The organism is Caballeronia sp. SBC1, from assembly GCF_011493005.1.
Lineage (GTDB): Bacteria > Pseudomonadota > Gammaproteobacteria > Burkholderiales > Burkholderiaceae > Caballeronia.
In genome coordinates, this window is record NZ_CP049156.1 from 2,661,331 (window position 1) to 2,684,454 (window position 23,124).

The 23,124-nt window shown below is 59.0% G+C and carries 18 protein-coding genes; 3 read left to right on the forward strand and 15 right to left on the reverse strand.

Annotated elements, in window-relative coordinates; translation table 11 throughout:
- The first annotated feature begins 84 nt into the window (after positions 1-84).
- A complete protein-coding gene (locus SBC1_RS11725; protein ID WP_165987697.1) occupies positions 85-918 on the forward strand; it encodes a GNAT family N-acetyltransferase in 834 nt (277 codons plus the stop codon).
- A 225-nt stretch (positions 919-1,143) separates the two neighbouring features.
- Here SBC1_RS11725 and ppx read toward each other — a convergent pair whose 3' ends face one another.
- Positions 1,144-2,661 (reverse strand): exopolyphosphatase, encoded by a 1,518-nt coding sequence (ppx, locus tag SBC1_RS11730; protein WP_165092128.1) that lies wholly within the window; start codon positions 2,659-2,661, stop codon positions 1,144-1,146.
- Positions 2,662-2,992: 331 nt separating this feature from the next.
- On the opposite strand from ppx, the gene ppk1 reads away from it, so the two are divergent.
- Positions 2,993-5,056 (forward strand): polyphosphate kinase 1, encoded by a 2,064-nt coding sequence (gene ppk1 / locus SBC1_RS11735; RefSeq protein WP_165092129.1) that lies wholly within the window; start codon positions 2,993-2,995, stop codon positions 5,054-5,056.
- 76 nt (positions 5,057-5,132) lie between these two features.
- Here the strand turns inward: ppk1 and phoR are convergent, their stop codons facing one another.
- From phoR to SBC1_RS11790, 11 genes are all read right to left on the reverse strand, one after another.
- A complete protein-coding gene (phoR, locus tag SBC1_RS11740) occupies positions 5,133-6,446 on the reverse strand; it encodes a phosphate regulon sensor histidine kinase PhoR (protein ID WP_165092130.1) in 1,314 nt (437 codons plus the stop codon).
- Positions 6,447-6,521: 75 nt separating this feature from the next.
- Positions 6,522-7,229 carry a phosphate regulon transcriptional regulator PhoB gene (gene phoB / locus SBC1_RS11745; RefSeq protein WP_165092131.1) on the reverse strand — a complete coding sequence of 236 codons (708 nt, stop codon included), beginning with the start codon at positions 7,227-7,229 and terminating at the stop codon, positions 6,522-6,524.
- A gap of 60 nt (positions 7,230-7,289) precedes the next feature.
- Positions 7,290-7,994 carry a phosphate signaling complex protein PhoU gene (phoU, locus tag SBC1_RS11750; protein WP_165092132.1) on the reverse strand — a complete coding sequence of 235 codons (705 nt, stop codon included), beginning with the start codon at positions 7,992-7,994 and terminating at the stop codon, positions 7,290-7,292.
- A 71-nt stretch (positions 7,995-8,065) separates the two neighbouring features.
- Positions 8,066-8,821 carry a phosphate ABC transporter ATP-binding protein PstB gene (gene pstB / locus SBC1_RS11755; RefSeq protein WP_031363387.1) on the reverse strand — a complete coding sequence of 252 codons (756 nt, stop codon included), beginning with the start codon at positions 8,819-8,821 and terminating at the stop codon, positions 8,066-8,068.
- A 150-nt stretch (positions 8,822-8,971) separates the two neighbouring features.
- Positions 8,972-9,805 (reverse strand): phosphate ABC transporter permease PstA, encoded by an 834-nt coding sequence (gene pstA, locus SBC1_RS11760; RefSeq protein WP_241202108.1) that lies wholly within the window; start codon positions 9,803-9,805, stop codon positions 8,972-8,974.
- A gap of 59 nt (positions 9,806-9,864) precedes the next feature.
- The gene (pstC, locus tag SBC1_RS11765; RefSeq protein ID WP_165092134.1) at positions 9,865-10,848 is read right to left on the reverse strand and encodes a phosphate ABC transporter permease PstC; all 984 of its coding nucleotides are present in this window, start codon (positions 10,846-10,848) and stop codon (positions 9,865-9,867) included.
- Positions 10,849-10,931: 83 nt separating this feature from the next.
- Positions 10,932-11,963 carry a phosphate ABC transporter substrate-binding protein PstS gene (pstS, locus tag SBC1_RS11770; RefSeq protein WP_165092135.1) on the reverse strand — a complete coding sequence of 344 codons (1,032 nt, stop codon included), beginning with the start codon at positions 11,961-11,963 and terminating at the stop codon, positions 10,932-10,934.
- Positions 11,964-12,326: 363 nt separating this feature from the next.
- A complete protein-coding gene (gene glmM / locus SBC1_RS11775) occupies positions 12,327-13,685 on the reverse strand; it encodes a phosphoglucosamine mutase (protein WP_165092136.1) in 1,359 nt (452 codons plus the stop codon).
- 93 nt (positions 13,686-13,778) lie between these two features.
- Positions 13,779-14,675 (reverse strand): dihydropteroate synthase, encoded by an 897-nt coding sequence (folP, locus tag SBC1_RS11780; RefSeq protein WP_165987699.1) that lies wholly within the window; start codon positions 14,673-14,675, stop codon positions 13,779-13,781.
- Positions 14,676-14,884: 209 nt separating this feature from the next.
- On the reverse strand, positions 14,885-16,780 hold the full coding sequence (ftsH, locus tag SBC1_RS11785) for an ATP-dependent zinc metalloprotease FtsH (RefSeq protein ID WP_062084650.1): 1,896 nt from the start codon (positions 16,778-16,780) through the stop codon (positions 14,885-14,887).
- A gap of 197 nt (positions 16,781-16,977) precedes the next feature.
- The gene (locus SBC1_RS11790) at positions 16,978-17,640 is read right to left on the reverse strand and encodes an RlmE family RNA methyltransferase (protein ID WP_089159164.1); all 663 of its coding nucleotides are present in this window, start codon (positions 17,638-17,640) and stop codon (positions 16,978-16,980) included.
- A 383-nt stretch (positions 17,641-18,023) separates the two neighbouring features.
- Between SBC1_RS11790 and SBC1_RS11795 the strand changes: the two genes are divergently transcribed.
- Positions 18,024-18,578, forward strand: coding sequence for a YhbY family RNA-binding protein (locus SBC1_RS11795; RefSeq protein ID WP_165092138.1), 555 nt, complete (start codon positions 18,024-18,026; stop codon positions 18,576-18,578).
- Positions 18,579-18,672: 94 nt separating this feature from the next.
- Here the strand turns inward: SBC1_RS11795 and SBC1_RS11800 are convergent, their stop codons facing one another.
- From SBC1_RS11800 to carB, 3 genes are all read right to left on the reverse strand, one after another.
- On the reverse strand, positions 18,673-19,194 hold the full coding sequence (locus SBC1_RS11800) for a DUF4149 domain-containing protein (protein ID WP_165092139.1): 522 nt from the start codon (positions 19,192-19,194) through the stop codon (positions 18,673-18,675).
- The gene (gene greA, locus SBC1_RS11805) at positions 19,194-19,670 is read right to left on the reverse strand and encodes a transcription elongation factor GreA (protein WP_165092140.1); all 477 of its coding nucleotides are present in this window, start codon (positions 19,668-19,670) and stop codon (positions 19,194-19,196) included. The genes SBC1_RS11800 and greA overlap by 1 nt, the downstream gene beginning before the upstream one ends.
- Positions 19,671-19,823: 153 nt before the next feature.
- A complete protein-coding gene (gene carB / locus SBC1_RS11810; protein WP_165987701.1) occupies positions 19,824-23,078 on the reverse strand; it encodes a carbamoyl-phosphate synthase large subunit in 3,255 nt (1,084 codons plus the stop codon).
- Between the last annotated feature and the right edge of the window lie 46 nt (positions 23,079-23,124).

A 23,124-nucleotide genomic window follows, 5' to 3' on the forward strand; every position in this document is an offset into this window, starting at 1 on the left:
CATAGTCACGCCATGCGAGCGTCATTCGGAATACTTACATTGGCTAACGTTAATACGTCAGCCAAATCCACTTGGGGGTTGCCAATGCAGAAACCGACGACGCTCGCTTTATTGAGCACATCGAATGGACTGAGCGGGTCTGGTGGCTCGAATGTTACCGAACTCCGCCGGCGTTTGCCGAGCGCAGCGGAGACCGTGACGGGGCAACATCGGCTGCGGGTATCGTGGGCGCATTCCGAAGCTGAATTGCGTGAAGCGCAGCGCCTGCGGTATCGCGTGTTCGCCGACGAGATGGGCGCGCAATTGAAGGGTCCGGCGGGCCTGGACGTAGACGCATTCGATGCCTTTTGCGACCACTTGCTGGTCCGCGACCTGAACACGTTGAAGGTGGTGGGAACGTATCGCGTGCTGCCCCCGCATCAGGCAGCACGTGCCGGACGCCTGTATGCCGAGAGTGAATTCGATGTTTCCCGCCTCGCGCATCTACGCCCGAAGCTGGTGGAACTCGGCCGCTCGTGCGTGCATGCGGATTACCGCAGCGGCGGAGTAATCATGTCGTTGTGGGGCGGTCTGGCCGCCTACATGAAGCAGAACGGCTATGAGACCATGCTGGGCTGCGCAAGCGTCGCAATGGTGGACGGTGGCCACTACGCCGCCGACCTGTACGAGGGCTTGGAGAAGGAAGCGCTGACATCGCCGGAATACAGGGCGTTTGCGCATACGCCGTTGCCGGTGCAGGAACTCCGGACCGGCGCCAAGGTAGCGCCGCCGCCTTTGCTGAAGGGTTATTTGCGCCTGGGTGCGAAAATCTGCGGCGCGCCGGCGTGGGATCCCGATTTCAATACGGCGGACTTTTTGACCTTGCTGCGTATATCGGAGATAGGGGACCGCTACGCCCGTCACTTCATGGCCGACTGACAGCGCCAACGAGCCACCAGAAAAGCGGAAGAGACAAAGCGCCAGCGAAAACAATCAAACCAACACCGCTGGCGCGGCATACTACGATGCGCCGCGATTCCGCACTAACCGTGCGCGGCGGCCATTCTATTTAAGCATCATAATAAGTTCGAAGTCCATACTACTTTTTGGCCAAGAGATATTCGAGGAGGCACCGAGGCCCGCAAGCAGCCCCCGCCCGCCTCCTCAAACACCCGTGTAAACCACCCGATACGGCTTGCCAATCTTCTCCCACTCAGCCGCTTCCTGAACGAGGCTGTAGTCGGTAAGCGGATTGAGCGCGACCCAATCGTTGGGCAAACGCACATCGAACCCGCCGTTGACTAACGAGACCTGAATGGCCGGAAACCCGACATCCGCCCGCCGCCGGCAAAGCAGCGCCGCAAGCCGCAGACAAAACAGCAAGGTCCAGTCGACATCCCGAGCCTGCGAAAGCTTGCCCAACTTCCCGACATGCCCAAGCACCAGGCCGGCCAACCGCGCCTGATCGGTTCTCGAGAAGCCGGGCATATCCGCGTGACTCGCGATATACGCAGAATGCTTGTGATAAGCGCTATGCGAGATAGAAAGTCCGATCTCGTGCAATGCCGCCGCCCATCCCAGGAACATCTGATTTTCGAGCCGCCGTTCGGCATCAACATCACGAGGCTCGAGCTGCTCATAGAAACTGATTGCCAGTTCGGCAATACGGTCCGATTGGTCGCTATCCGCCGCATAGCGCCGCTTGAACCCCTCCACCGTCACCGTTCGCATGTCCTGGTGCTGCGTGCGTCCCAACAGGTCGTACAGCACGCCGAGTCGCAACGCGCCGTCGGTGGTATCGACGTATTCAATCCCCAGCTCCTCGAACACGCCTAGCATGATCGACAAACCGCCGGCGAGCACCGGAATCCGGTCAGCCTTCAGCGCGATCAACTTCAGCCGGTTCACATTCTCAGCCTTGATCAGCGCCTTCTTTAGCCGCTCCAGCCCGCCGCGTGAAATGCCGTGGGTGATGCCGGGATCGTTGAAACCGTTCGCTTCGATCAACTCGGCCAGCGCCCGCGCCGTGCCCGACGATCCAATTGCCTGATCCCAGCCCGTCTGTTTGTATTCGCTTGAGATAATCTCGATTTCGCGCTTGGCGGCGAGTTCGGCTTGCCGCATTGAGTATTCATCGACATTACCGGCCGCGAAAAACTGCCGGCTATGACTCACGCAGCCTATATACAGGCTTTCCATATGAATGGGCGTATAGTGCGAGCCGATAATAAATTCTGTCGATCCACCGCCGATATCCACTACCAGCCGTTTTCCCGCGCTGGCCGGCACCGAATGCGCCGCGCCCGCATAAATGAGGCGCGCTTCTTCGCGCCCGGCAATCACTTCAATGGGAAAGCCGAGTGCGTTCTGCGCTTCCGCAAGGAATTCGTCGGCGTTCTTGGCGACACGCAGCGTATTTGTCGCGACCGCGCGCACATGGTCAGGATGGAAGTCCCGCAGCCGTTCGCCGAACCGCTTCAGCGCATCCCAGCCGCGCAGTTGCGAGGCGCGGTCGAGGAATTTGTCCCGCGACAGCCCCGCCGCGAGCCGCACGGGTTCACGTAACGCGTCGACCTGATAGATCGGACTGCCGGAAGGCGTCTCCTCGACGCGACCGACAATCAGCCTGAAGCTGTTCGATCCAAGATCTACGGCTGCCAAAAGATGAGGGGGGTTGACCATCGATTTTCCAGGTTCCGTAGGGTTGTGCCCGCGAGCGTCTTGACGCGCCAACGGTGCGGGCAGCATTTGAACACGCCGAGCTGCCGCAGCGCGGCAATTTTAAGTCCAAGCGGACGACTGTGCTGGTCTGGCGAATAATCCAATGCAGCAAAATGCGCCAGTGAATCGATTTCCATTGTTAGCAGAAACAGGGCGAATCTTGCCAGAATCAACCTTACCGGAGGCCTGCGTTAGATTTATGACACTATGATTTCACAAAAACGTCATCATACTGTGGTGCATTCCGAGCGATCCTTGCACATTCCGATTTTTCGACTGCCAAATACTATCGATGTCCTTACGCTATCCCCTTCTTAATCGCGAACTGGGCATTCTGGGTTTTAACGAACGTGTATTGTCGCAAGCCGCCGATACTGCCGTTCCGCTGCTCGAACGACTCCGCTTTATTTGTATTACCAGCAGCAACCTGGACGAATTTTTTGAAGTCCGCATGGCCGGCATGCAGGAGCAGATGCGTGACAACCCCGGCTCGCTCTCACCCGACGGCATGTCGCTGCAGCATGTGTACGACCTAGTGGTCGAACGCGCGCATCGCCTGGTCCACCAGCAATACGTGATGCTTCAGAGCACCGTGTTTCCCGCGCTGGAAAGCGAGGGAATCTACTTTCACGGCGTGGAATCGTGGAGCGAGACGCAGACCGACTGGGCCCGCGATTATTTTCAGAACGAGTTGCTGCCGGTGCTGACACCGATCGGACTGGACCCCGCGCATCCGTTCCCGCGCGTGCTGAACAAAAGCCTGAACTTCGTCGTCGAGCTTGAGGGCAAGGACGCGTTCGGCCGCCAGGCAATGATGGGAATCGTGCAGGCGCCGCGCGCACTGCCGCGCCTCGTGCGCATGCCCGAGGCGCTGTCCGGTTATCCGCACGGCTTTGTGCTGCTGAGCTCGCTGATGCAGCGGTTTGTCGAGGCGCTGTTTCCGCATCTGATGGTGCGCAGTTGCAACCAGTTCCGCATCACGCGCAACAGTGAATTGTTCGTCGATGAAGACGAAATCACCAACCTGCGCGTGGCGCTGCAGGGCGAACTTCCGGCGCGGCATCTGGGCAATGCGGTACGTCTGGAAGTGTCGGCAGAGACGCCGCCGCACATGATCCGGCGCCTGCTCGACGAGAGCGAACTGAACGACCGCGATTGTTATCGCGTGAACGGGCCCGTCAATCTCGTGCGCCTGATGCAGTTGCCCGAGATGGTCGACCGGCCCGACCTGAAGTTCGTGCCGCATATTCCGTCCGTGCCGAAGGCCATTGCGGCGGCATCGAATATGTTCGATGCCATCGATCAGGGCGATATCCTCCTGCACCATCCCTACGAGAGTTTTCAGCCCGTGCTCGAGTTGCTGCTGCAGGCGGCGAAGGACCCGCAGGTGGTCGCGATCAAGCAAACAATTTATCGGACCGGCACGGACTCGCCGCTGATGGACGCGCTGATGCAAGCCGCGCGCAACGGCAAGGAAGTCACCGTGGTGGTGGAGCTGCTCGCGCGCTTCGACGAAGAGACGAATATCAACTGGGCGTCGCAACTCGAAGCCGTGGGCGCGCACGTGGTGTACGGAGTGGTCGGTCACAAATGCCACGCGAAAATGATGCTGATCGTGCGGCGCGTATCGAAGAACGGCAAGATGGTGCTCAGGCGATATGTGCATCTGGGTACGGGTAACTATCACCCGCGTACCGCGCGGCTTTATACCGACTTCGCTGTGATGACTTCGGATCAGCAAGTCTGCGAAGACGTCCATCATGTCTTCCAGCAACTCACCGGCATTGGCGGCGAACTACGCTTGCATCAGCTCTGGCAAGCGCCTTTTACGCTGTGCCCGAATCTCATCGAAGCCATTCGCGCTGAAGCCGACAACGCGCGCGCAGGAAAGAAAGCGCGGATCGTCGCGAAGATGAATGCGCTGCTCGAACCGACTGTGATCGTCGCGTTGTATGAGGCGTCTCAGGCAGGCGTGAAAATCGACCTGATCGTGCGGGGTGTCTGCGCGTTGAAACCCGGCGTGGAGGACCTGTCCGAGAATATTACGGTGCGCTCCATCGTTGGACGTTTTCTCGAACATCACCGCATCTTTTATTTTTACGCGGGAGGAGAAGAGAAGGTGTATTTGTCGAGCGCAGACTGGATGGACCGCAACCTCTTCCGGCGCGTGGAAGTGGCATTTCCCGTAAACGACCGGCGCCTGAAACGGCGCGTGATTGCCGAAGGCCTGTCAGTGTTTCTCGGCGATAACCAGTCAGCATGGCTCATGCAAAGTGACGGGCACTATAAGCGGCGGCGTCCGGGCAAGTCCATGCGCAGTGCGCAACTCGGCCTGCTCGCGAAATTCTGCCCTTGATTTACTGACTGGCGGCTTGAAAGCGGCCTGAAGGCGCGCTGCTTCAAGCCGCTTTACACCCTTTCCTCACCTCCTTTCAAGCGGCGATCGATTTTCTCAACGCCGTGCGCGCGGCCGAAAACTTCACCGAGAAGGTGCTTCCCCGCCCTTCCTCGCTCTTGATTTCGAGGTCGGCCAGATGGCGTTGCAACACATGCTTTACGATCGCCAGCCCAAGGCCCGTGCCGCCGGTATCGCGCGAGCGGCTTCTATCCACACGATAAAACCGCTCGGTCAAACGCGGAATATGTTCAGCCGGAATACCGAGCCCGCTATCGCGCACTGTAAACACCGCGCGATCACGAATGCGCTGCCACGAAACGTCAATTGTTCCGCCATCCGGCGTATAGCGAATCGCATTCGTCACCAGATTCGCGAGCGCGCTGACAATCTCCGTTTCCGAGCCGGACACCGTCAACGCTTCATCAACATCGAATGTAATTCTATGTCGGCCATTCGAAAGATTATCGGCGTCTTCTTCAAGGTGGCGCAGGACCGCGCGCATATCGAGAACATCGTCGCCGGGCGGTTTGACATCGCCCTCCAGATTCGCGAGCACGAGCAGATCGCGCACAATATTTTGCATCCGCGAAGACTGCTGCTCCATCATCTCCAGATAACGCGCCCGGTCTGCTTCATTCAGCGGCAACTCGCGCATGGTTTCAAGAAAGCCGGACAGCACGGTCAACGGTGTCTTCAACTCGTGCGATACGTTCGCGACAAAATCGCGGCGCATGGAATCCGTTCTTTCCAGTTCCGTTATGTCCTGAGTCAAAATCAGTTTCCGGTTTTCACCGTAGGGGAATATTTGCACCGACAACACATGTTGCCGGTTCAGCCCCATCCCGCGCATTACCAGCACCGTCTCAAAGTGCTGCGAGGCGAGATAACGGACGAAGTCCGGTTGACGCACGAGATGCGTGATGTGCTGGCGCAGATCGCGTTTGGCGTCCAGTCCGAAATGGGTTTCAGCGATAGCGTTGCACCACTCTATCTGATCGCTGTCGTCGAGCATGGCCACGCCATTGGGCGACGCCTGGATACCCTGGATAAACCGTGAATGCTGCTGCTCAACCTGGCGCACCTGCGCGTGCCAGCGCTTCGCAAGCTTATGCAGCCGATAATAAATCTCGCCCCACACGCCCGGCGCGCTCGGCACTTCGCCATACACGGGCGCGTCGAGCAAACGCCACAAGCGCTGCGTATGAAAGGTGGTAAAGAGGGTTTGCAGAACCAGCATGACGATCGCGAAACAGAGCGCGACGCGCACTCCGAACAGCACGCCAACAATCCCGCCCAATACCGCGAGCAACGCGAGGGACACGAGGGAACGCGTCCAGATGATATTCATGAATTAGCGGATCGAGATTATTGCCACGCGACCACGATTGGCCGCGGGCTCCATTCACTCTTCTCATTTACCCCATCAAGCACTCTTGGCTAGTCTGTAACCACTGCCACGAACCGTTTCAATCATAGCATCGCAACCAGCGGGCTTTAAGGCTGCACGCAGTCGCTTGATATGCACGTCCACCGTCCGCTCTTCCACGAATACGTGATCGCCCCACACCTGATCCAGCAATTGCGTGCGGCTATGCACGCGCTCAGGGTGCGTCATGAAGAAATGCAGCAAGCGGAACTCGGTCGGTCCGAGATCGAGCTTGATATCGTCGGCATGATCGTTCGTCGCCGCCGCCACCCTGTGGGTAGCCGGATCGAGACGCAAGCCGTTGATTGCGACCACGTCTTCCGTCAATTGCGGCGCGCGCCGGCGCAATACCGCCTTGATCCGCGCCATCAATTCTTTCGGCGAAAATGGCTTCGTCACATAATCGTCCGCACCAATTTCAAGTCCGAGCACCTTGTCCTGCTCATCGCCACGGGCGGTGAGCATGATGATCGGAATATGTTTCGTGCGTTCATTGCCACGCAATTCCCGCGCAAAGGCGATGCCGGATTTACCCGGCAGCATCCAGTCGAGAAGCACCAGGTCGGGCAAGACGTCGCTGATCAGGTTTTGCGCCTGTTCCGCGTTATAAGCACGAATGGGGCAATGGCCCGCGTGTTGCAGATTCACCGAAATCAATTCGGAAATCGCGGGTTCGTCTTCTATAACGAGAATGCTGCTGGGCATCGGCACCTCTGTAACCTTCTTCGCGTAAATTAAACAGCCAACATTGGGATCAGAAAGGAATCAGCTCAGTGCTTCGCGCTCGAGTTGATCGCGCGACACATGGCGGACATCCGTCCCCTTCACAATGTAAATAATGAATTCCGCAATGTTTTTCGCGTGATCGCCAATCCGTTCGACCGCTTTAGCGATGAACAGATAATCGAGGCCCGCCGAAATCATGCGCGGATCTTCCATCATGTACGTCACCAGCTTGCGCACGAACGCGCGAAATTCTTCGTCGATGGCTTTGTCGTCCCGGACGATTTGAGCGGCGGCGACCGTATCCAGACGCGCGAATGCATCTAGCGCACGGCGCAGGATGGAGACCGCCATTTCGCCGGACAACTTGATCTCCGCGATATTGACGTTACGCCCCATGCCGTCTTCGTTGATGCGCCTTACGCGTTTGGCGATCTTTTCAGCTTCGTCGCCGGCGCGCTCAAGATTCGTAATCGTTTTCGAAATGGCCATCAACAAACGCAAGTCACGCGCGGCCGGTTGCCGACGCGCGATGATGTTGCTGCATTCCTCGTCGATCTCGACTTCCATGGTGTTCAGACGCGTCTCGGCGAGCACCACCGCTTCGACAATATCCATGTCGAACGTATTGAGCGCCTGCATGGCGTTGATGATCTGAGACTCGACCAGACCGCCCATTTCCAGCACCTTCGATGACACCGCATTCAGATCGGCGTCGAACTGGCTCGACAAATGTTTATCGGACATATGTGCTCCTGAAGTCCTTTTTTAGCCCGTATGACTTAGCGACAACTTGGCGACAAACTCAGCCGTGCCACTCAACCAAACCGGCCGGTAATGTAGTCTTCCGTTTCCTTGCGGGACGGCTTGATGAAGATCTTTTCTGTATCGCCGAATTCAATCAATTCGCCCAGATACATATAAGCAGTGTAGTCCGAACAACGCGCCGCCTGCTGCATGTTGTGCGTGACGATCACCACCGTGTAATCATCCTTGAGTTCGGCGATCAATTCTTCAATGCGGCCCGTCGAAATCGGGTCGAGCGCGGAACACGGTTCGTCGAGTAACAGCACTTCCGGGCGGATTGCAATGCCGCGTGCAATGCACAGGCGCTGCTGTTGTCCACCCGACAGGCCATAGCCGCTTTGTTGCAGCTTGTCCTTCACTTCGTTCCAGAGCGCCGCTTTCGTGAGCGCCCATTCCACGCGGTCGTCCATCTCCGAGCGTGACAGTTGCTCGAACATCTTTACGCCGAACGCAATATTGTCGTAGATCGACATGGGAAACGGAGTCGGCTTCTGGAACACCATGCCCACTCGCGCACGCAGCAGCGAGATGTCGCGGCTGGTATCGAGCAGGTTGTTGCCGTCCATCAGGATCTCGCCTTCCGCCCGCTGCTCCGGATAAAGCGCGTACATCTTGTTGAACGTACGCAGCAGCGTGGACTTGCCGCACCCCGACGGGCCGATGAACGCCGTCACCTTATGCTCAGGAATCCGCAGGTTAATGTTCTTCAGTGCATGAAACTTGTTGTAGAAGAAATTGAGGTTGTTCACCTCGATCTTCGGTTTCATCGATCCGGCCGGTGACGCATGATGGGCCGGCTTGAAGCTGCCGGGCACGGCGCCGCGCTCAACCGTGCTGGAGTTGTCACCGCTGCCGGCCGGATTAGCGCCCCGGGCGCTCACATCGCTTGCGACTGTGTTCATGGAATGATTTCCGCCTTATTTTTTCGAGAAGATCGTGCGTGCCAGGATGTTCAGACCGAGCACGCCTAGCGTGATCAGGAACACGCCGGCCCACGCGAGCGCTTGCCATTGGGGGAACGGGCTCATCGCGAACTTGTAGATCGTGACGGGCAGGTTGGCCACTGGTTGATTCATGTCCCACGAGAAGAACTGGTTGGACAGCGCCGTGAAGAGCAGCGGTGCGGTTTCGCCAGTGATACGTGCAACGGCAAGCAAGACGCCCGTCACGATGCCGCTCACCGACGCCTTCAGCGTGATCGAACAAATCATCTTCCACTTCGGCGTGCCGAGTGCGAAGGCCGCTTCACGCAGCGCGTTTGGCACGAGTCTCAGCATGTTTTCCGTCGTGCGGATCACGATAGGGATCTGCAGCAAAGCGAGCGCGATCACGCCGGCCCAGCCGCTGAAGCGCCCCATTTGCGCGACCACCAGCGCATACACGAACAAGCCGATCACAATCGACGGTGCCGACAGCAGGATGTCGTTGATGAAACGCGTCACGCTTGCGAGCCAGCGCTTGTCGCCATATTCGGCGAGATACACGCCCGCGAGAATCCCAAGCGGCGTGCCGACGAACGTGGCGAGCAGCACAAGCATCAAGCTGCCGACAATCGCGTTCAGCAAGCCACCGCCATCGGTATTAGGCGGAGGCGTGTTCTGCGTGAACAGATCGATCGACAAACCGCCGATGCCAAGCTTGACCGTGGTGAACAAAATCCACACGAGCCACAACAAGCCGAACGCCATGGCGGCCAGCGACAACACCAACGCGACCACATTCTTGCCGCGGCGGCGCCGCTGCAACTTCATGCGCGTGGCTTCTTCCCGTTCCGGATTGCCGGAGCCGGGGAATTGAGTAGTGGTCCGGTTCACTTGCCACCCTCCCCTTTTTCGAGGCGAAGCAGCATGATTTTGGACAGCGAGAGCACGATGAATGTAATCAGGAACAGGATCAAGCCGAGCTCCATCAATGCCGACGTGTGCAGGCCCGGACTCGCTTCCGCGAATTCGTTGGCGAGCGCCGAGGTAATGCTGTTGCCCGGAGAAAACAGCGAGACGTTGTCGAGCAGATTGGTATTGCCGATCACGAACGTCACCGCCATCGTTTCACCGAGCGCGCGGCCGAGGCCGAGCATCACGCCGCCAATCACACCGGTTCTCGTGAACGGCAGCACGATCTTCCACATCACTTCCCACGTGGTGCAGCCAATGCCGTACGCCGATTCCTTCAGCAGCACCGGCGTGACCTCGAACACGTCGCGCATCACGGCCGCGATGTACGGAATGATCATGATCGCCAGGATGACACCGGCACACAGGATACCGATACCGATAGGCGGCCCCTGGAAAAAGCGGCCGATAAACCAGACATCGCCGAGCAGCTTGCCCAGTGGTTTTTCGAAATACGTCGCAAAAATGGGCGAGAACACCAGCAGGCCCCACATGCCGTAGACAATCGACGGGATCGCTGCGAGCAGTTCAATTGCCACGCCGAGCGGCCGGCGCAGCCACGCGGGCGCGAGCTCGGTCAGGAACAGCGCAATGCCGAAGCTCACCGGCACGGCGATGATCAGCGCGATGATCGACGTGGCGATGGTGCCGTAGATAGGCACGAGCGCGCCGAAACTATCGGTCTGTGGATCCCAATCGGAACGCCAGAGAAAACTGAGACCAAATTTTTGAAGCGTAGGCAGCGAGGCCACCACCAGCGACACAATTATGCCGCCTAGCAGCAGCAGCGTGACGACGGCGGAAAGCCGCGCCAGCCCACCGAAAACGATATCACCGAGTCGGCTCGGAGCGCGTTGAGCGCGGCTGGCGGGCGGAGTCGATGCGAGGTTGATGTCCGACATGGGAACCTTCGGAAGGGCCGCGCGGCGGATGCCGCGCGGCAATACGGACCAAGAAGCCAGATGCTTGTTGCTAAACCTGCTGCTTACTGCGCGACGGCCTTGCCCGATGCGTCCTTAACCTTCGCTTTCCACTGCGTTTCGATTTCGGCGACTACCGAATCAGGCAACGGAATGTAGTCGAGGTCGTTGGCTGCTTGCGTACCGTTCTTGAACGCCCAGCCAAAGAACTTCAGCGTTTCCTCGCCTTGCGGTGCCTTGTCCTGCGTCGTGTGGAGCAGCACGAACGTCGCGCCTACGATCGGCCAAGCGTCCTTACCCGGCTCGTTCGTCAGGATCTGGTAGAACGACTTCGACCAGTCCGCGCCTGCTGCCGCAGCCTTGAACGTTTCCGTCTTCGGCTCGACCACTGCGCCCGACGAATTCTTCATGTCGACGTAGGTCATCTTGTTTTGCTTGGCGTACGCCCATTCCACGTAGCCGATAGCACCCGGCAAACGCTGAACGAACGCGGCGACGCCGTCGTTGCCCTTGCCGCCCGTGCCCGTCGGCCAGTTGACCGTCGAACCTTCACCCACCTTGCTCTTCCATTCGGCGTTCACCTTGGACAGATAGTTCGTCCAGATGAAGCTCGTGCCCGATCCGTCAGCGCGGCGTACGACAGCAATGTCGTCATCCGGCAGCTTCAGCTTCGGATTCAGCGCGACGATAGCCGGGTCATTCCACTTCTTGATCTTGCCAAGGTAGATGTCGCCGAGAACTTCACCCGACAGCACCATCTCGCCCGCCTTGACACCCGGCACGTTGATCGCCGGAACTACGCCGCCAACCACTGTCGGAAACTGGAAAAGCCCCTGCTTTGCCAGTTCGTCGTCCTTCAGCGGTGCGTCCGAGCCAGCGAAATCCACCGTCTTTGCGATGATTTGCTTGATGCCGCCCGAGGAACCGATACCTTGGTAGTTAACCTTGCCGCCGCCCGACTTCTGGTACGTATCGGCCCATTTCGTGTAAATCGGTGCAGCGAAGGTGCTGCCCGCGCCGGTGATGTCCGCAGCTTGAGCCGACATCGCAAACATTGCGCCGACGATGCCTGCGAGCGCGGTGTGCATCAATTTCATGTGATCTCCAGGGTTGTGAGCAAGTGGCTCGACACCGCGAAGGATAGGGGCTCAATGTGACAGTCCGATGACTAATGATGAAGCCAGCGTGACAACAGGCTTACGATCGCGAAAGTTTATAGTGCGGCGGTTTGCCGGCCGAGGCTTGAGGGGCGGCTGTTGAGGCGGTCCGGAGAGGTTTCTTTCAATTACTTTTTGGCCGAACAATGCCGTGTAATGTCGTAAGCCGAGGGATTCAATTTTTTGAGAGCGATCGTTCTTTTTAAATGCTCCGATACTTGGAATTGACAGCGGCAGTGGCGCACAAGCAAAAACGCCACGGCGCAAACCGTGGCGTTTTCAGTATCGAAGCTTTCGCTACGCTCAGGTTGTTGCGTCCCTTACGACCTTCGCAATGCTTTCGGCGTGCGCGACCGCATCCGCTTCCGACGCGGCTTCCACCATCACTCGCAGCACTGGCTCCGTTCCCGACGCGCGGATCAGCACCCGGCCATGCGATTCCAGCGCGCGCTCGGCGCCCGCAATCGCCTGCTTGATGGCGCTGCTGCTCTTCCAGTCGGCGTCCGGACCCATGCGCACGTTGATCAGCTTCTGCGGGAACAACGTCACGCCGTCGAGCAGGTCGGCTAACGGCTTGCCGCCGCGTTTTATTGCCGCAAGCACGAGCAGCGCCGAAACAATGCCGTCGCCCGTGGAGTGCCGGTCAAGTGACAGGATATGTCCCGACCCTTCCGCGCCCAGCATCCAGTTGTTCTCTCGCAGCTTTTCGAGCACGTAGCGGTCGCCTACGGCCGCGCGTACGAACTGCACGCCGGCCTGCTTCAGCGCAACCTCTACCGCCATGTTCGTCATCAGCGTGCCGACAGCGCCATCCACGTGCCCATCCGTCGCAATGCGATCCTTGACCAGCACATACAGCAACTCGTCGCCGTTGTAGAGCCGTCCCGAGGCATCAACGACCTGCAGGCGATCCGCATCGCCATCAAGCGCAATGCCGATATCCGCACGATGCTCCTTCACCGCGCGCACCAAAGCGTCGGGCGCTGTGGCACCCACGCCGTCGTTGATATTGAAGCCATTCGGCGACACGCCGATCGTCACCACTTCCGCGCCCAGCTCGTGGAAAACCTGCGGCGCGACGTCGTACGCGGCGCCGTGTGCGCAGTCGACCACCAGCTTGAGACCGTGCAAATCGAAGCTGGCCGGGAACGTACTCTTGCAGAATTCGATGTAGCGGCCACGAGCGTCGTCCAGCCGGCGCGCCTTGCCCAATAGTTCGGACGGTGCACAGGACATGGGTTCGTCAAGTTGCGCTTCAATCTGCAACTCGACTTCGTCCGGGAGCTTATTGCCATCGGCGGAGAAAAACTTGATGCCGTTATCGTAGTACGGGTTATGCGATGCGCTGATCACCACGCCCGCCGCCAGGCGCAAGGCCCGCGTCAGGTAGGCGACGCCCGGCGTGGGCATCGGGCCGGCCAGCATGACATCGACGCCCGCCGCCGAAAAACCCGACTCCAGCGCCGCTTCCAGCATGTACCCCGACACCCGCGTGTCCTTGCCGATCAGCACCGTCGGACGGCTGCCCCGCTGAGCCCATTGATCGGCTCCCGCCAGCACTTTTCCGGCCGCATAACCGAGCCGCAACACGAAATCAGGCGTGATCGGAGCGTCACCGACCTTGCCGCGAATACCATCTGTTCCAAAATATCGACGTGCCATCGTTTCGTTCTTATCCTTGCGCAAAAATTAAACGCGAACTGTGAATTCCAATATTTTCAAGGTAGCGCAATGCGTGTGCCGTCAAAATGCCGCTCATTGAGTCGGGTTGTGCGCGGCACGCACCGCGTGCCATACCTTCAATGCATCGGCAGTCGCCGCGACGTCGTGCACGCGCACAATAGCCGCGCCTCGCTCGGCCGCGCACACCGCCGCCGCCACGCTCGCCGCTATGCGCTCGACCGGTTGCGTTCGTCCGGTCACCGCGCCAAGCATCGACTTGCGCGACATTCCAGCCAGTAACGGGGCTCGCGAATTCGCAGGCCGGGTTTCGGTGAAATGCGCCAGCAAAGCGTAATTATGATCGATTACGGACTTGCCGAACCCAAACCCGGGATCGAGGCAGATCCGCTCCGCGCTGACTCCCTCCGCCGTCAAGGTACGCAGCCGTTCCTCGAAAAATTCCCGTACCTCCTCCACGACATCGCGGTACACAGGCTCATGCATCTGCATGGTTTGCGGCTCGCCAAGCATGTGCATGACGCAGATCCCGCACGTGCTATCCCTGACCGCATCGAGCGCGCCTTCACGACGCAAACCCCAGATGTCGTTGACCATATCCGCGCCGGCGGTCAGTGCAGCTCGCATGACCGCAGGTTTGTAGGTGTCGATGGAGAGCGGCACACCCGCTGACCGCAACGCTTCGATTACCGGGATCACTCGTTCAAGTTCTTCGTCCAGCGGGACGGGCGGCGCGCCTGGGCGGGTCGACTCACCGCCAATATCGATCATGTCGGCACCGTCGCGAATCATGTCGGCGGCCTGTGCCAGCGCCGCGTCGCGCGCAACGAAACGACCGCCATCTGAAAACGAATCCGGTGTGACATTGAGAATGCCCATGATCAACGGGCGCTCGAAGCTCAGCGTGAACCGGCCGCATTGAAGCGGTTGAGCAGCGGTATGAAACCTGTTCGGAAGAGGTGAAGACAGCATGGTGGCCCAGCCAGACGATGATGAAGCTACGTTTGTAGATTTGTAGACGCCGATCGATCCGCTATTTCAAAGCCCGTACGGCCGGAGGCTCAAACAATCGCGAGTCCAAACCGATGAACCTGCGCCAGGCGGTCCTAAAAGCGAGCCTCAACGGAAAAGGGCTGGTGTGACAAACACACCAGCCCCTTCTAAATTGCCTCAGGATCGCGTCAGGCTGAAGCAGGAGCCGTGGCGTTACCCGGTTTGACTTCCGCGCCAGTGTTTCCACCACCCGACGACGGATCACCCGACGGCGGCGGCAGATTCTTCGGCGGACGCGGCGGACGACCGCCCATGATGTCGCTGATCTGGTCTGCGTCAATGGTTTCCCATTCCAGCAGCGCCTTCGTCATGGCTTCGACCTTGTCGCGGTTATCTTCCAGCAGCTTGCGGGCAAGACCGTATTGTTCGTCGAGAATCCGGCGAATTTCGGCATCGACCTTTTGCTGCGTGGCTTCGGACACCGTCTTCGACGCCATCTTGCCAAACATGCCGTCCTGTTCCGTGTCGACATACACCATTGTGCCGAGCACATCCGACATGCCGTAACGCGTCACCATGTCACGAGCCATTTTCGTTGCGCGCTCGAAGTCGTTCGATGCACCCGTGGACATGGAGTTCAGAAACACTTCTTCCGATGCCCGGCCACCAAACAGAATGGCAATTTCCTCAAGCATCTTGTCGCGATACAAGTTCACGCGATCATGTTCCGGCAACTGCCACGTGACGCCCAATGCCCAGCCACGCGGCATGATGGTGACCTTGTGAACCGGATCAGCGTGAGGCAACAGTTTTGCCACCACCGCGTGACCCGACTCGTGATAAGCCGTGTTACGACGCTCTTCTTCACGCATCACGGCAGACTTGCGTTCCGGACCCATGAAGATCTTGTCTTTCGCGTCTTCGAAGTCCGCCATTTCGACGATCCGCTTGCCGCGACGGGCTGCGAACAGCGCAGCTTCGTTCACAAGGTTCGCCAGATCAGCACCCGAGAAGCCCGGCGTACCACGTGCGATCACCGAAGCGTCAACGTCGTTCGAAATAGGCACCTTGCGCAGGTGGACCTTCATGATGTGTTCGCGACCGCGGATATCCGGCAAGCCCACGTACACCTGACGGTCGAAACGGCCCGGACGCAGCAGCGCTTTGTCCAGCACGTCGGAACGGTTGGTCGCGGCGATCACGATCACGCCGGAGTTCGCCTCGAAGCCGTCCATTTCCACGAGCATCTGATTCAGCGTCTGCTCGCGTTCGTCGTTACCGCCACCCATGCCGGCGCCGCGATGACGGCCCACAGCATCGATTTCATCGATAAACACGATACACGGCGCGTGCTTCTTGGCCTGCTCGAACATGTCGCGCACCCGAGCCGCACCCACACCTACGAACATTTCAACGAAGTCCGAACCCGAGATGCTGAAGAACGGTACTTTCGCTTCGCCAGCAATGGCGCGCGCCAGCAACGTCTTACCCGTACCCGGAGGCCCGACCAGCAAGACGCCGCGAGGAATACGCCCACCCAGCTTCTGGAATTTTTGCGGATCACGCAGGAAGTCAACTAGCTCGGAGACCTCCTCCTTCGCTTCGTCACACCCTGCGACATCGGTAAAATTGATCGCGTTGTTGTTCTCGTCGATCAGCCGCGCTCGCGACTTGCCGAACGAAAATGCTCCGCCTTTCCCGCCGCCCTGCATTTGCCGCATCATGAAGAACCAGAAACCGATGATCAGGATCGTCGGTCCGAGGTAATACAGCGCGGAAACAAGCGCGTTCGGTTCGTCGTCGGCCTTGCCGCTGACCTGGACGCCGTACTTCATCAAGTCGCCGACCATCCAGATATCGCCAGGCGACACGATTTGATATTTCTGACCGTCTGCGGGAGTAACGGTGAGATTACGACCCTGAACGGTAACTGTCTTGACCTTACCGGACTTCGCGTCGTCCATGAATTGCGAATACGAAACACCTTCCTGGACGCGGGGCTTGTCGAACTGCTTGAACACCGTGAACAGCACCAGTGCGATAACCAGCCACACCGCTGCCTTAGAGAACATATTGTTGTTCAAAGCACCACTCCTTCACTCATAGACGGGCGCCTACATTCGCCTTGCGGCACCACCAAAGCATTCTAATCCAGACTGCAAACCCCTGCTATAGCCTTTAACTAGCACGAAGATAGCGGTCGAGACCCGATTGTTTGGACATATTCGGCAAAACGGCTGCCAGGACACCCGGACCCCGGCGGCGTTTCCACCCGCAACTCTCAATCCCGACGCTTCAGTTGCCTGCCCAAAATAAACGTTTCGGACGATTTATCGCGCGACGCCTTCGGCTTGCGCGGCGCGACGATTTTGAATTGATGCTTGAACTTCTCCACTATCTGACTATAGCCGCTGCCGTGAAAACATTTGACCAATAAGGCGCCTTCCGGCTTCAGATGGTTCTGCGAGAAGTCGAGCGCCAGATCGCACAGATGTTCCATTCGCGCTGCATCCGCGCTGGCAACCCCTGAGAGGTTGGGGGCCATGTCGGAAATTACAAGGTCAACTTGATGGTCCCCGACAATTTCCTTCAGTTGGTCCAGTACCGAGTCTTCACGGAAGTCGCCCTGGATGAAGATCACGTCGGCGATCGGCTCCATGGGCAGCAGGTCGAGCGCGATGATCTTGCCGTCAATGCCGCCTTCGCGCGTTTCACCGCGCTTGGACCCCTTAGCCAATTGGTTGCGCGCGTACTGGCTCCAGCTCCCCGGGGTCGAGCCTAAGTCGACAATGATCTGGCCCGGTTTGATCAACTTGTCCTGCTCGTCGATCTCCTTCAGCTTGTATGCCGCGCGCGCCCGATAGCCCTCGCGCTGCGCGAGCTTTACGTACGGGTCATTGATGTGGTCGTGCAGCCACGAGTAATTGAAGCGGTTTTTTGCCATTAAGAATGAACTCTTGCTGCGTGAAGCTGTGCTTTTAGCGGATAATACGCGTCTAATTCGGGCTGCTGCTCATTTATGAGGCAGCCTTCGTCGATTTGGACAGCCGATACCGGCGCCGTTGCGCCCTGTGTTTGCCAGCGATGTTAGCCGGACGCCCGAGGCTGATTATGTGCTTCGGGCTTATCTGGCAAGGGGCGGCGTCCGAGCTCCGGCGATTAAAGATTCGTTAAAATCAAGTCCGTTTGCTCGCCGCACCGCCTCGCGCCGTCCGTCGTTTTCTTGAGCAAGGCGTCCCGCCCTGCCCGTCTTTGTTTTGCAATCGCGACCGTTTAGCCGCTTTTACGCTACGGCGCCTCTCATTTTAGTCGAGTCCGTTACTTCTCATGCCAGCTCTCAAACTTTCTCCCGCCGAACGCGCCGACCTGCGCTCCCAGGCTCACGCGCTCAAGCCCGTCGTACTCGTTGGCGGCGAAGGGCTGACCGAGGCCGTACTGGCCGAGATCGAGGTGCACCTTGCGGCACACCAGCTCATCAAGATCCGCGTGTTCGGTGACGACCGCGAAGCCCGCGTCGCAGCCTACGCCGAAATCTGCGACCGGCTGAACGCCGCGCCGATCCAGCAAATAGGCAAGTTGCTCGTTGTATGGCGGCCGGAAAGCGACGAAGCTGCCAAGCCTTCACGTGCTGCCGGTGTTCGTGGCGCCAATCGCATCGCCCCTCCGAGCGCGGGCGAAGCCGCTGCGGAAACCTCGTCGAAGGGACGTGCGCCGCGTGTGGTCAAGGTCGTCAAGATCACGCGTGACGCGCCTGTGGTCCGTAAGCCGAAGAAGCAAAAGCTGTTGGTTCGCGGCAACGAACGCGTAACGGCTGGCGGTAACGTCAAACGCGCAAAGAAACGTCTGCCGAGCGCCAAACGTCACCATCAATCGTCGAAATAAACTCGTCGAAGTCAGTTCGTCGGAATAAATTCCGCGCTCGCCCGGAAAGCAGAAAGCCGGCCATGCCCGATACCCTCGGGCATGGCCGGCTTTTTTAACCCCGCGCGCGGCGTGCCGCGACGCTGGCCGTCTTTCCCTTCGGAATGACCGATTGCGTGGGAAACCGTTCCGGCGGCAAGCGCCAGAACAGCACCAATCCCAGAACGCTCTCCACCAGGTAGAACGCGCTGGATACGCCGTGCAGCATGCCAAAGCGGCTTGCATACGGCGATTGCGCGAGTTCCATCCCGCCTTCCTGAGCCGCCACCCGCAGCGCGTTCATGAACGGTTGCAGCGCGAAATAGCCAATCAGCACGCACAGCAGCATGCCCGCGATGACCCAGCGCGTCCGCTTGTATTCGGCGAAACCCGTTCGAACGAGGCGGTTGGCCAATACCAGCAGCAGCAGCGCGCAGATCACGCCGAGGAATCCCTCAATGCGAAACAGTTGCGCCGCCACCGATCCCGCCGACGTCCGGTCAAGCATGCTGAACAATACCGGCGCCGCCACGTATCCGAGCGCCAGCACGCTGCCGACCCAGATCATGGCGATGATTCGAAAGAATCGATGGGCCATCAGACGTACTTGACCGCGATGATTTCGTACTCGCGCGCGCCGCTCGGAGCCTGCACGGACGCTACGTCGCCCTCGGTCTTGCCAATCAGCGCACGGGCGATGGGCGAGCTGATGGAGATCAGTCCGTGATCAATGTCAGCTTCGTCGTCGCCGACGATCTGGTACGTGACCATGTCGCCCGTGGCCGTCTCTTCCAGCTCGACCGTCGCACCGAAGATCACGCGCCCGTCGGCTTCCACGGCGGTGGGGTCGATAACTTGCGCGCCGGCCAGCTTCGACTCGATCTCGGCAATACGGCCCTCGATAAAGCCCTGCTTCTCCTTGGCCGCGTCGTATTCGGCGTTTTCCGACAGATCGCCCTGCGCGCGGGCTTCGGCGATCGAATTCACGACAGCCGGACGCTCCACGGATTTGAGGCGTTGCAATTCGTCGCGCAGCAACGCTGCGCCGCGTTTAGTCAAAGGAACTGTGCTCATAAACAACTCATTACGCAAAAATGCAGACGTAAAAAAATTACCGCGGTTAAGTGCATCTCCCGGTAAAAAAGGAAGACGCCGCTTAACCGCGGCCCTTGAAACTTAGACTTCGTTTGGAGACTGCTGATACTGCTGAGACTCGAATCAGAAGCCTTAGTTTAGGCGAGCATGGAGTCCTTGTAAATCATAGACTTCCAGGTCCTTCAGATATCGCAGCCCTTCGACCGCTGCGCGCGCCCCGGACATGGTCGTGTAGTACGTGACCTTGTTGGCTTGTGCGCTCATGCGGATCGAGCGGGAATCGGCAATCGCGGCACGGGTTTCGTCGACGGTGGTGAAGACCAGCGCAATCTCGCCGTTCTTGATCATGTCCACAATGTGCGGCCGGCCGTCCTTCACCTTGTTGACCACCTTCACCGGCACGCCCGCTGCCTGGATGGCCGATGCCGTGCCTTTCGTCGCCACGATCGGATAGCCAAGTTCATGCAGCATGGTCGCGACTTCCACGGCCTTCTGCTTGTCCGCGTCCATCACGGTGAGGAGAACCGTGCCGCTTTCCGGCAAGCGCGAACCAGCCGCGAGCTGCGACTTGAACAGCGCTTCGCCGAACGTACGGCCCACGCCCATCACTTCGCCCGTCGAGCGCATTTCCGGTCCAAGCACCGGATCGACAGCCGGGAATTTCACGAATGGAAACACAGCTTCCTTGACGCTGAAATACGGCGGGATCACTTCCTTCGTGACACCCTGGTCGGCGAGCTTCTGGCCGACCATCGCGCGGGCTGCGATCTTGGCGAGCGGCAAGCCGGTCGCCTTCGATACATACGGCACCGTTCGCGAAGCGCGCGGATTCACTTCGAGCACGTAGATCACGTCCTGCTTCGTGCCATCTTCACGCGGTACTTGCTGGATCGCGAACTGCACGTTCATCAGGCCGATCACGTTCAGTGCGCGCGCCATTGCGCCGGTCTGGCGCTTGAGTTCATCGACAGTTTCCTGCGACAGCGAATACGGCGGCAGCGAGCATGCCGAATCGCCCGAATGGACGCCAGCCTGTTCGATGTGCTCCATCACGCCACCGATAAACACCGCCTCGCCGTCTGAAATACAGTCCACGTCGCATTCAATTGCGTCGTTCAGGAAGCGATCGAGCAGCACGGGTGAATCGTGCGACACCTTCACGGCTTCGCGCATGTAGCGTTCGAGATCGCGCGGCTCGTGGACAATTTCCATGGCGCGGCCACCCAACACGTACGACGGACGCACGACCAGCGGGTAACCGATTTCTTCGGCCAGGCGCAGCGCTTCGTCTTCCGCACGTGCCGTGCGGTTCGGCGGCTGACGCAGGTTCAGGTTCTGCAGCAGCTTCTGGAAACGCTCGCGGTCTTCGGCGGCATCGATCATGTCCGGCGACGTTCCGACGATCGGCACGCCGTTCGCCTCGAGGTCCAGCGCAAGCTTCAATGGTGTCTGGCCGCCGTATTGCACGATCACGCCAACCGGCTTTTCCAGTTCGACGATCTCGAGCACGTCTTCCAGCGTCAGCGATTCGAAGTACAGACGGTCAGACGTGTCGTAGTCGGTGGAAACAGTCTCGGGGTTGCAGTTGACCATGATGGTTTCATAGCCGTCTTCACGCATCGCCAAAGCCGCGTGCACGCAGCAATAGTCGAACTCGATGCCCTGCCCGATCCGGTTCGGGCCACCGCCCAGCACCATGATCTTCTTTTTATCGGTCGGATTCGCTTCGCACTCTTCCTCGTAGGTCGAGTACATGTAGGCGGTTTTCGTCGCGAACTCAGCAGCGCACGTGTCCACCCGCTTGTAGACCGGACGCACTTTCAGCGCATGGCGATGCTTGCGCACAGCCGTTTGATCCGAGCCAAGCAACTTCGCCAGACGACGATCAGAGAAACCGCTCTGCTTCAGGTACAGCATTTCATCTTTGGTCAGGCTTTCGATCGTACGGCCGCTCAGCGCCTTTTCCTTCAAGATGATCTGTTCGATCTGCGCGAGGAACCACGGATCGATAGCCGTTTCTTCAAAGATTTCTTCGGCTGTCAGGCCAAGACGGAACGCGTCGCCCAGGAACCAGATACGGTCCGGACCCGGTTCGCCAATTTCGCGAATCACTTCGTCGCGGCTGGTGGTCTTTTCATCGAGTCCATCGACGCCCACTTCCAGTCCGCGCAGCGCCTTCTGGAACGACTCCTGGAACGTGCGGCCAATGGCCATCACTTCGCCAACCGACTTCATTTGCGTCGTCAGGCGTGCATCGGCTTCGCGGAATTTTTCGAACGCGAAACGCGGAATCTTCGTGACCACATAGTCTATGGTCGGTTCGAACGACGCCGGCGTCTGACCGCCCGTGATCTCGTTCTTCAGCTCGTCGAGCGTGTAGCCCACAGCCAGCTTCGCCGCGACCTTGGCGATCGGGAAACCCGTCGCCTTCGACGCCAGCGCCGACGAGCGCGACACACGCGGATTCATCTCGATCACGACCATGCGGCCGTCTTTCGGGTTGATCGCGAACTGCACGTTGGAGCCGCCCGTGTCAACACCGATCTCGCGCAGCACGGCGAGCGATGCGTTACGCAGGATCTGGTATTCCTTGTCGGTGAGCGTTTGGGCCGGCGCGACGGTGATGGAGTCGCCGGTATGCACGCCCATCGGGTCCAGGTTTTCGATCGAGCATACGATGATGCAGTTGTCCTTAGTGTCCCGGACGACTTCCATCTCGAACTCTTTCCAGCCCAGCAGCGACTCTTCGATCAGCAACTCGCGCGTCGGCGACAAATCCATTCCGCGACGGCAAATTTCTTCGAATTCTTCCTTGTTGTACGCAATCCCGCCGCCCGATCCGCCCAGCGTGAACGAAGGACGGATGACCGTGGGATACCCGCCGCTGCCCGTCAGCGCGGCGATATCCGCCTGCACCTGCAGCGCTTCTTCCATGGAATGCGCGATGCCCGACTTGGCCGAACCCAGGCCGATCTTCGTCATCGCTTCCTTGAACTTCTGGCGGTCTTCGGCTTTATCGATGGCTTCCGGCGACGCGCCGATCAACTCGACCTTGTACTTTTCCAGCACGCCGTGATGGAACAAATCCAGCGCGCAGTTCAGCGCGGTTTGTCCGCCCATGGTCGGCAGGATGGCGTCGGGGCGTTCTTTATCGATGATGCGCTCGACGACTTCCCACGTGATCGGCTCGATGTACGTGACGTCGGCCGTGTTCGGGTCGGTCATGATCGTCGCGGGATTGCTGTTGACGAGAATGACCTTGTAGCCTTCCTCGCGCAGCGCCTTGCAAGCCTGCGCGCCCGAATAATCGAACTCGCACGCCTGACCGATGATGATCGGTCCCGCGCCGATGATGAGGATGCTCTTGATGTCTGTCCGCTTCGGCATAACTGCTCTCAATGATTGTGTTGCTGTGTTCTGTCTTTGCGTGTCT

Excerpts from the sequence above, each read along its gene's own strand:
- carB (WP_165987701.1), bottom strand. The coding sequence starts at position 23,078 with ATGCCGAAGCGGACAGACATCAAGAGCATCCTCATCATCGGCGCGGGA.
- SBC1_RS11795 (WP_165092138.1), top strand. The coding sequence starts at position 18,024 with ATGCCAGCTCTCAAACTTTCTCCCGCCGAACGCGCCGACCTGCGCTCC.
- phoU (WP_165092132.1), bottom strand. The coding sequence starts at position 7,994 with ATGTCCGATAAACATTTGTCGAGCCAGTTCGACGCCGATCTGAATGCG.
- SBC1_RS11725 (WP_165987697.1), top strand. The coding sequence starts at position 85 with ATGCAGAAACCGACGACGCTCGCTTTATTGAGCACATCGAATGGACTG.
- ppk1 (WP_165092129.1), top strand. The coding sequence starts at position 2,993 with ATGTCCTTACGCTATCCCCTTCTTAATCGCGAACTGGGCATTCTGGGT.
- pstA (WP_241202108.1), bottom strand. The coding sequence starts at position 9,805 with ATGAAGTTGCAGCGGCGCCGCCGCGGCAAGAATGTGGTCGCGTTGGTG.
- folP (WP_165987699.1), bottom strand. The coding sequence starts at position 14,675 with ATGCTGTCTTCACCTCTTCCGAACAGGTTTCATACCGCTGCTCAACCG.
- greA (WP_165092140.1), bottom strand. The coding sequence starts at position 19,670 with ATGAGCACAGTTCCTTTGACTAAACGCGGCGCAGCGTTGCTGCGCGAC.
- phoR (WP_165092130.1), bottom strand. The coding sequence starts at position 6,446 with ATGAATATCATCTGGACGCGTTCCCTCGTGTCCCTCGCGTTGCTCGCG.
- pstC (WP_165092134.1), bottom strand. The coding sequence starts at position 10,848 with ATGTCGGACATCAACCTCGCATCGACTCCGCCCGCCAGCCGCGCTCAA.
- phoB (WP_165092131.1), bottom strand. The coding sequence starts at position 7,229 with ATGCCCAGCAGCATTCTCGTTATAGAAGACGAACCCGCGATTTCCGAA.
- ppx (WP_165092128.1), bottom strand. The coding sequence starts at position 2,661 with ATGGTCAACCCCCCTCATCTTTTGGCAGCCGTAGATCTTGGATCGAAC.
- pstB (WP_031363387.1), bottom strand. The coding sequence starts at position 8,821 with ATGAAACCGAAGATCGAGGTGAACAACCTCAATTTCTTCTACAACAAG.
- SBC1_RS11790 (WP_089159164.1), bottom strand. The coding sequence starts at position 17,640 with ATGGCAAAAAACCGCTTCAATTACTCGTGGCTGCACGACCACATCAAT.
- glmM (WP_165092136.1), bottom strand. The coding sequence starts at position 13,685 with ATGGCACGTCGATATTTTGGAACAGATGGTATTCGCGGCAAGGTCGGT.
- SBC1_RS11800 (WP_165092139.1), bottom strand. The coding sequence starts at position 19,194 with ATGGCCCATCGATTCTTTCGAATCATCGCCATGATCTGGGTCGGCAGC.
- pstS (WP_165092135.1), bottom strand. The coding sequence starts at position 11,963 with ATGAAATTGATGCACACCGCGCTCGCAGGCATCGTCGGCGCAATGTTT.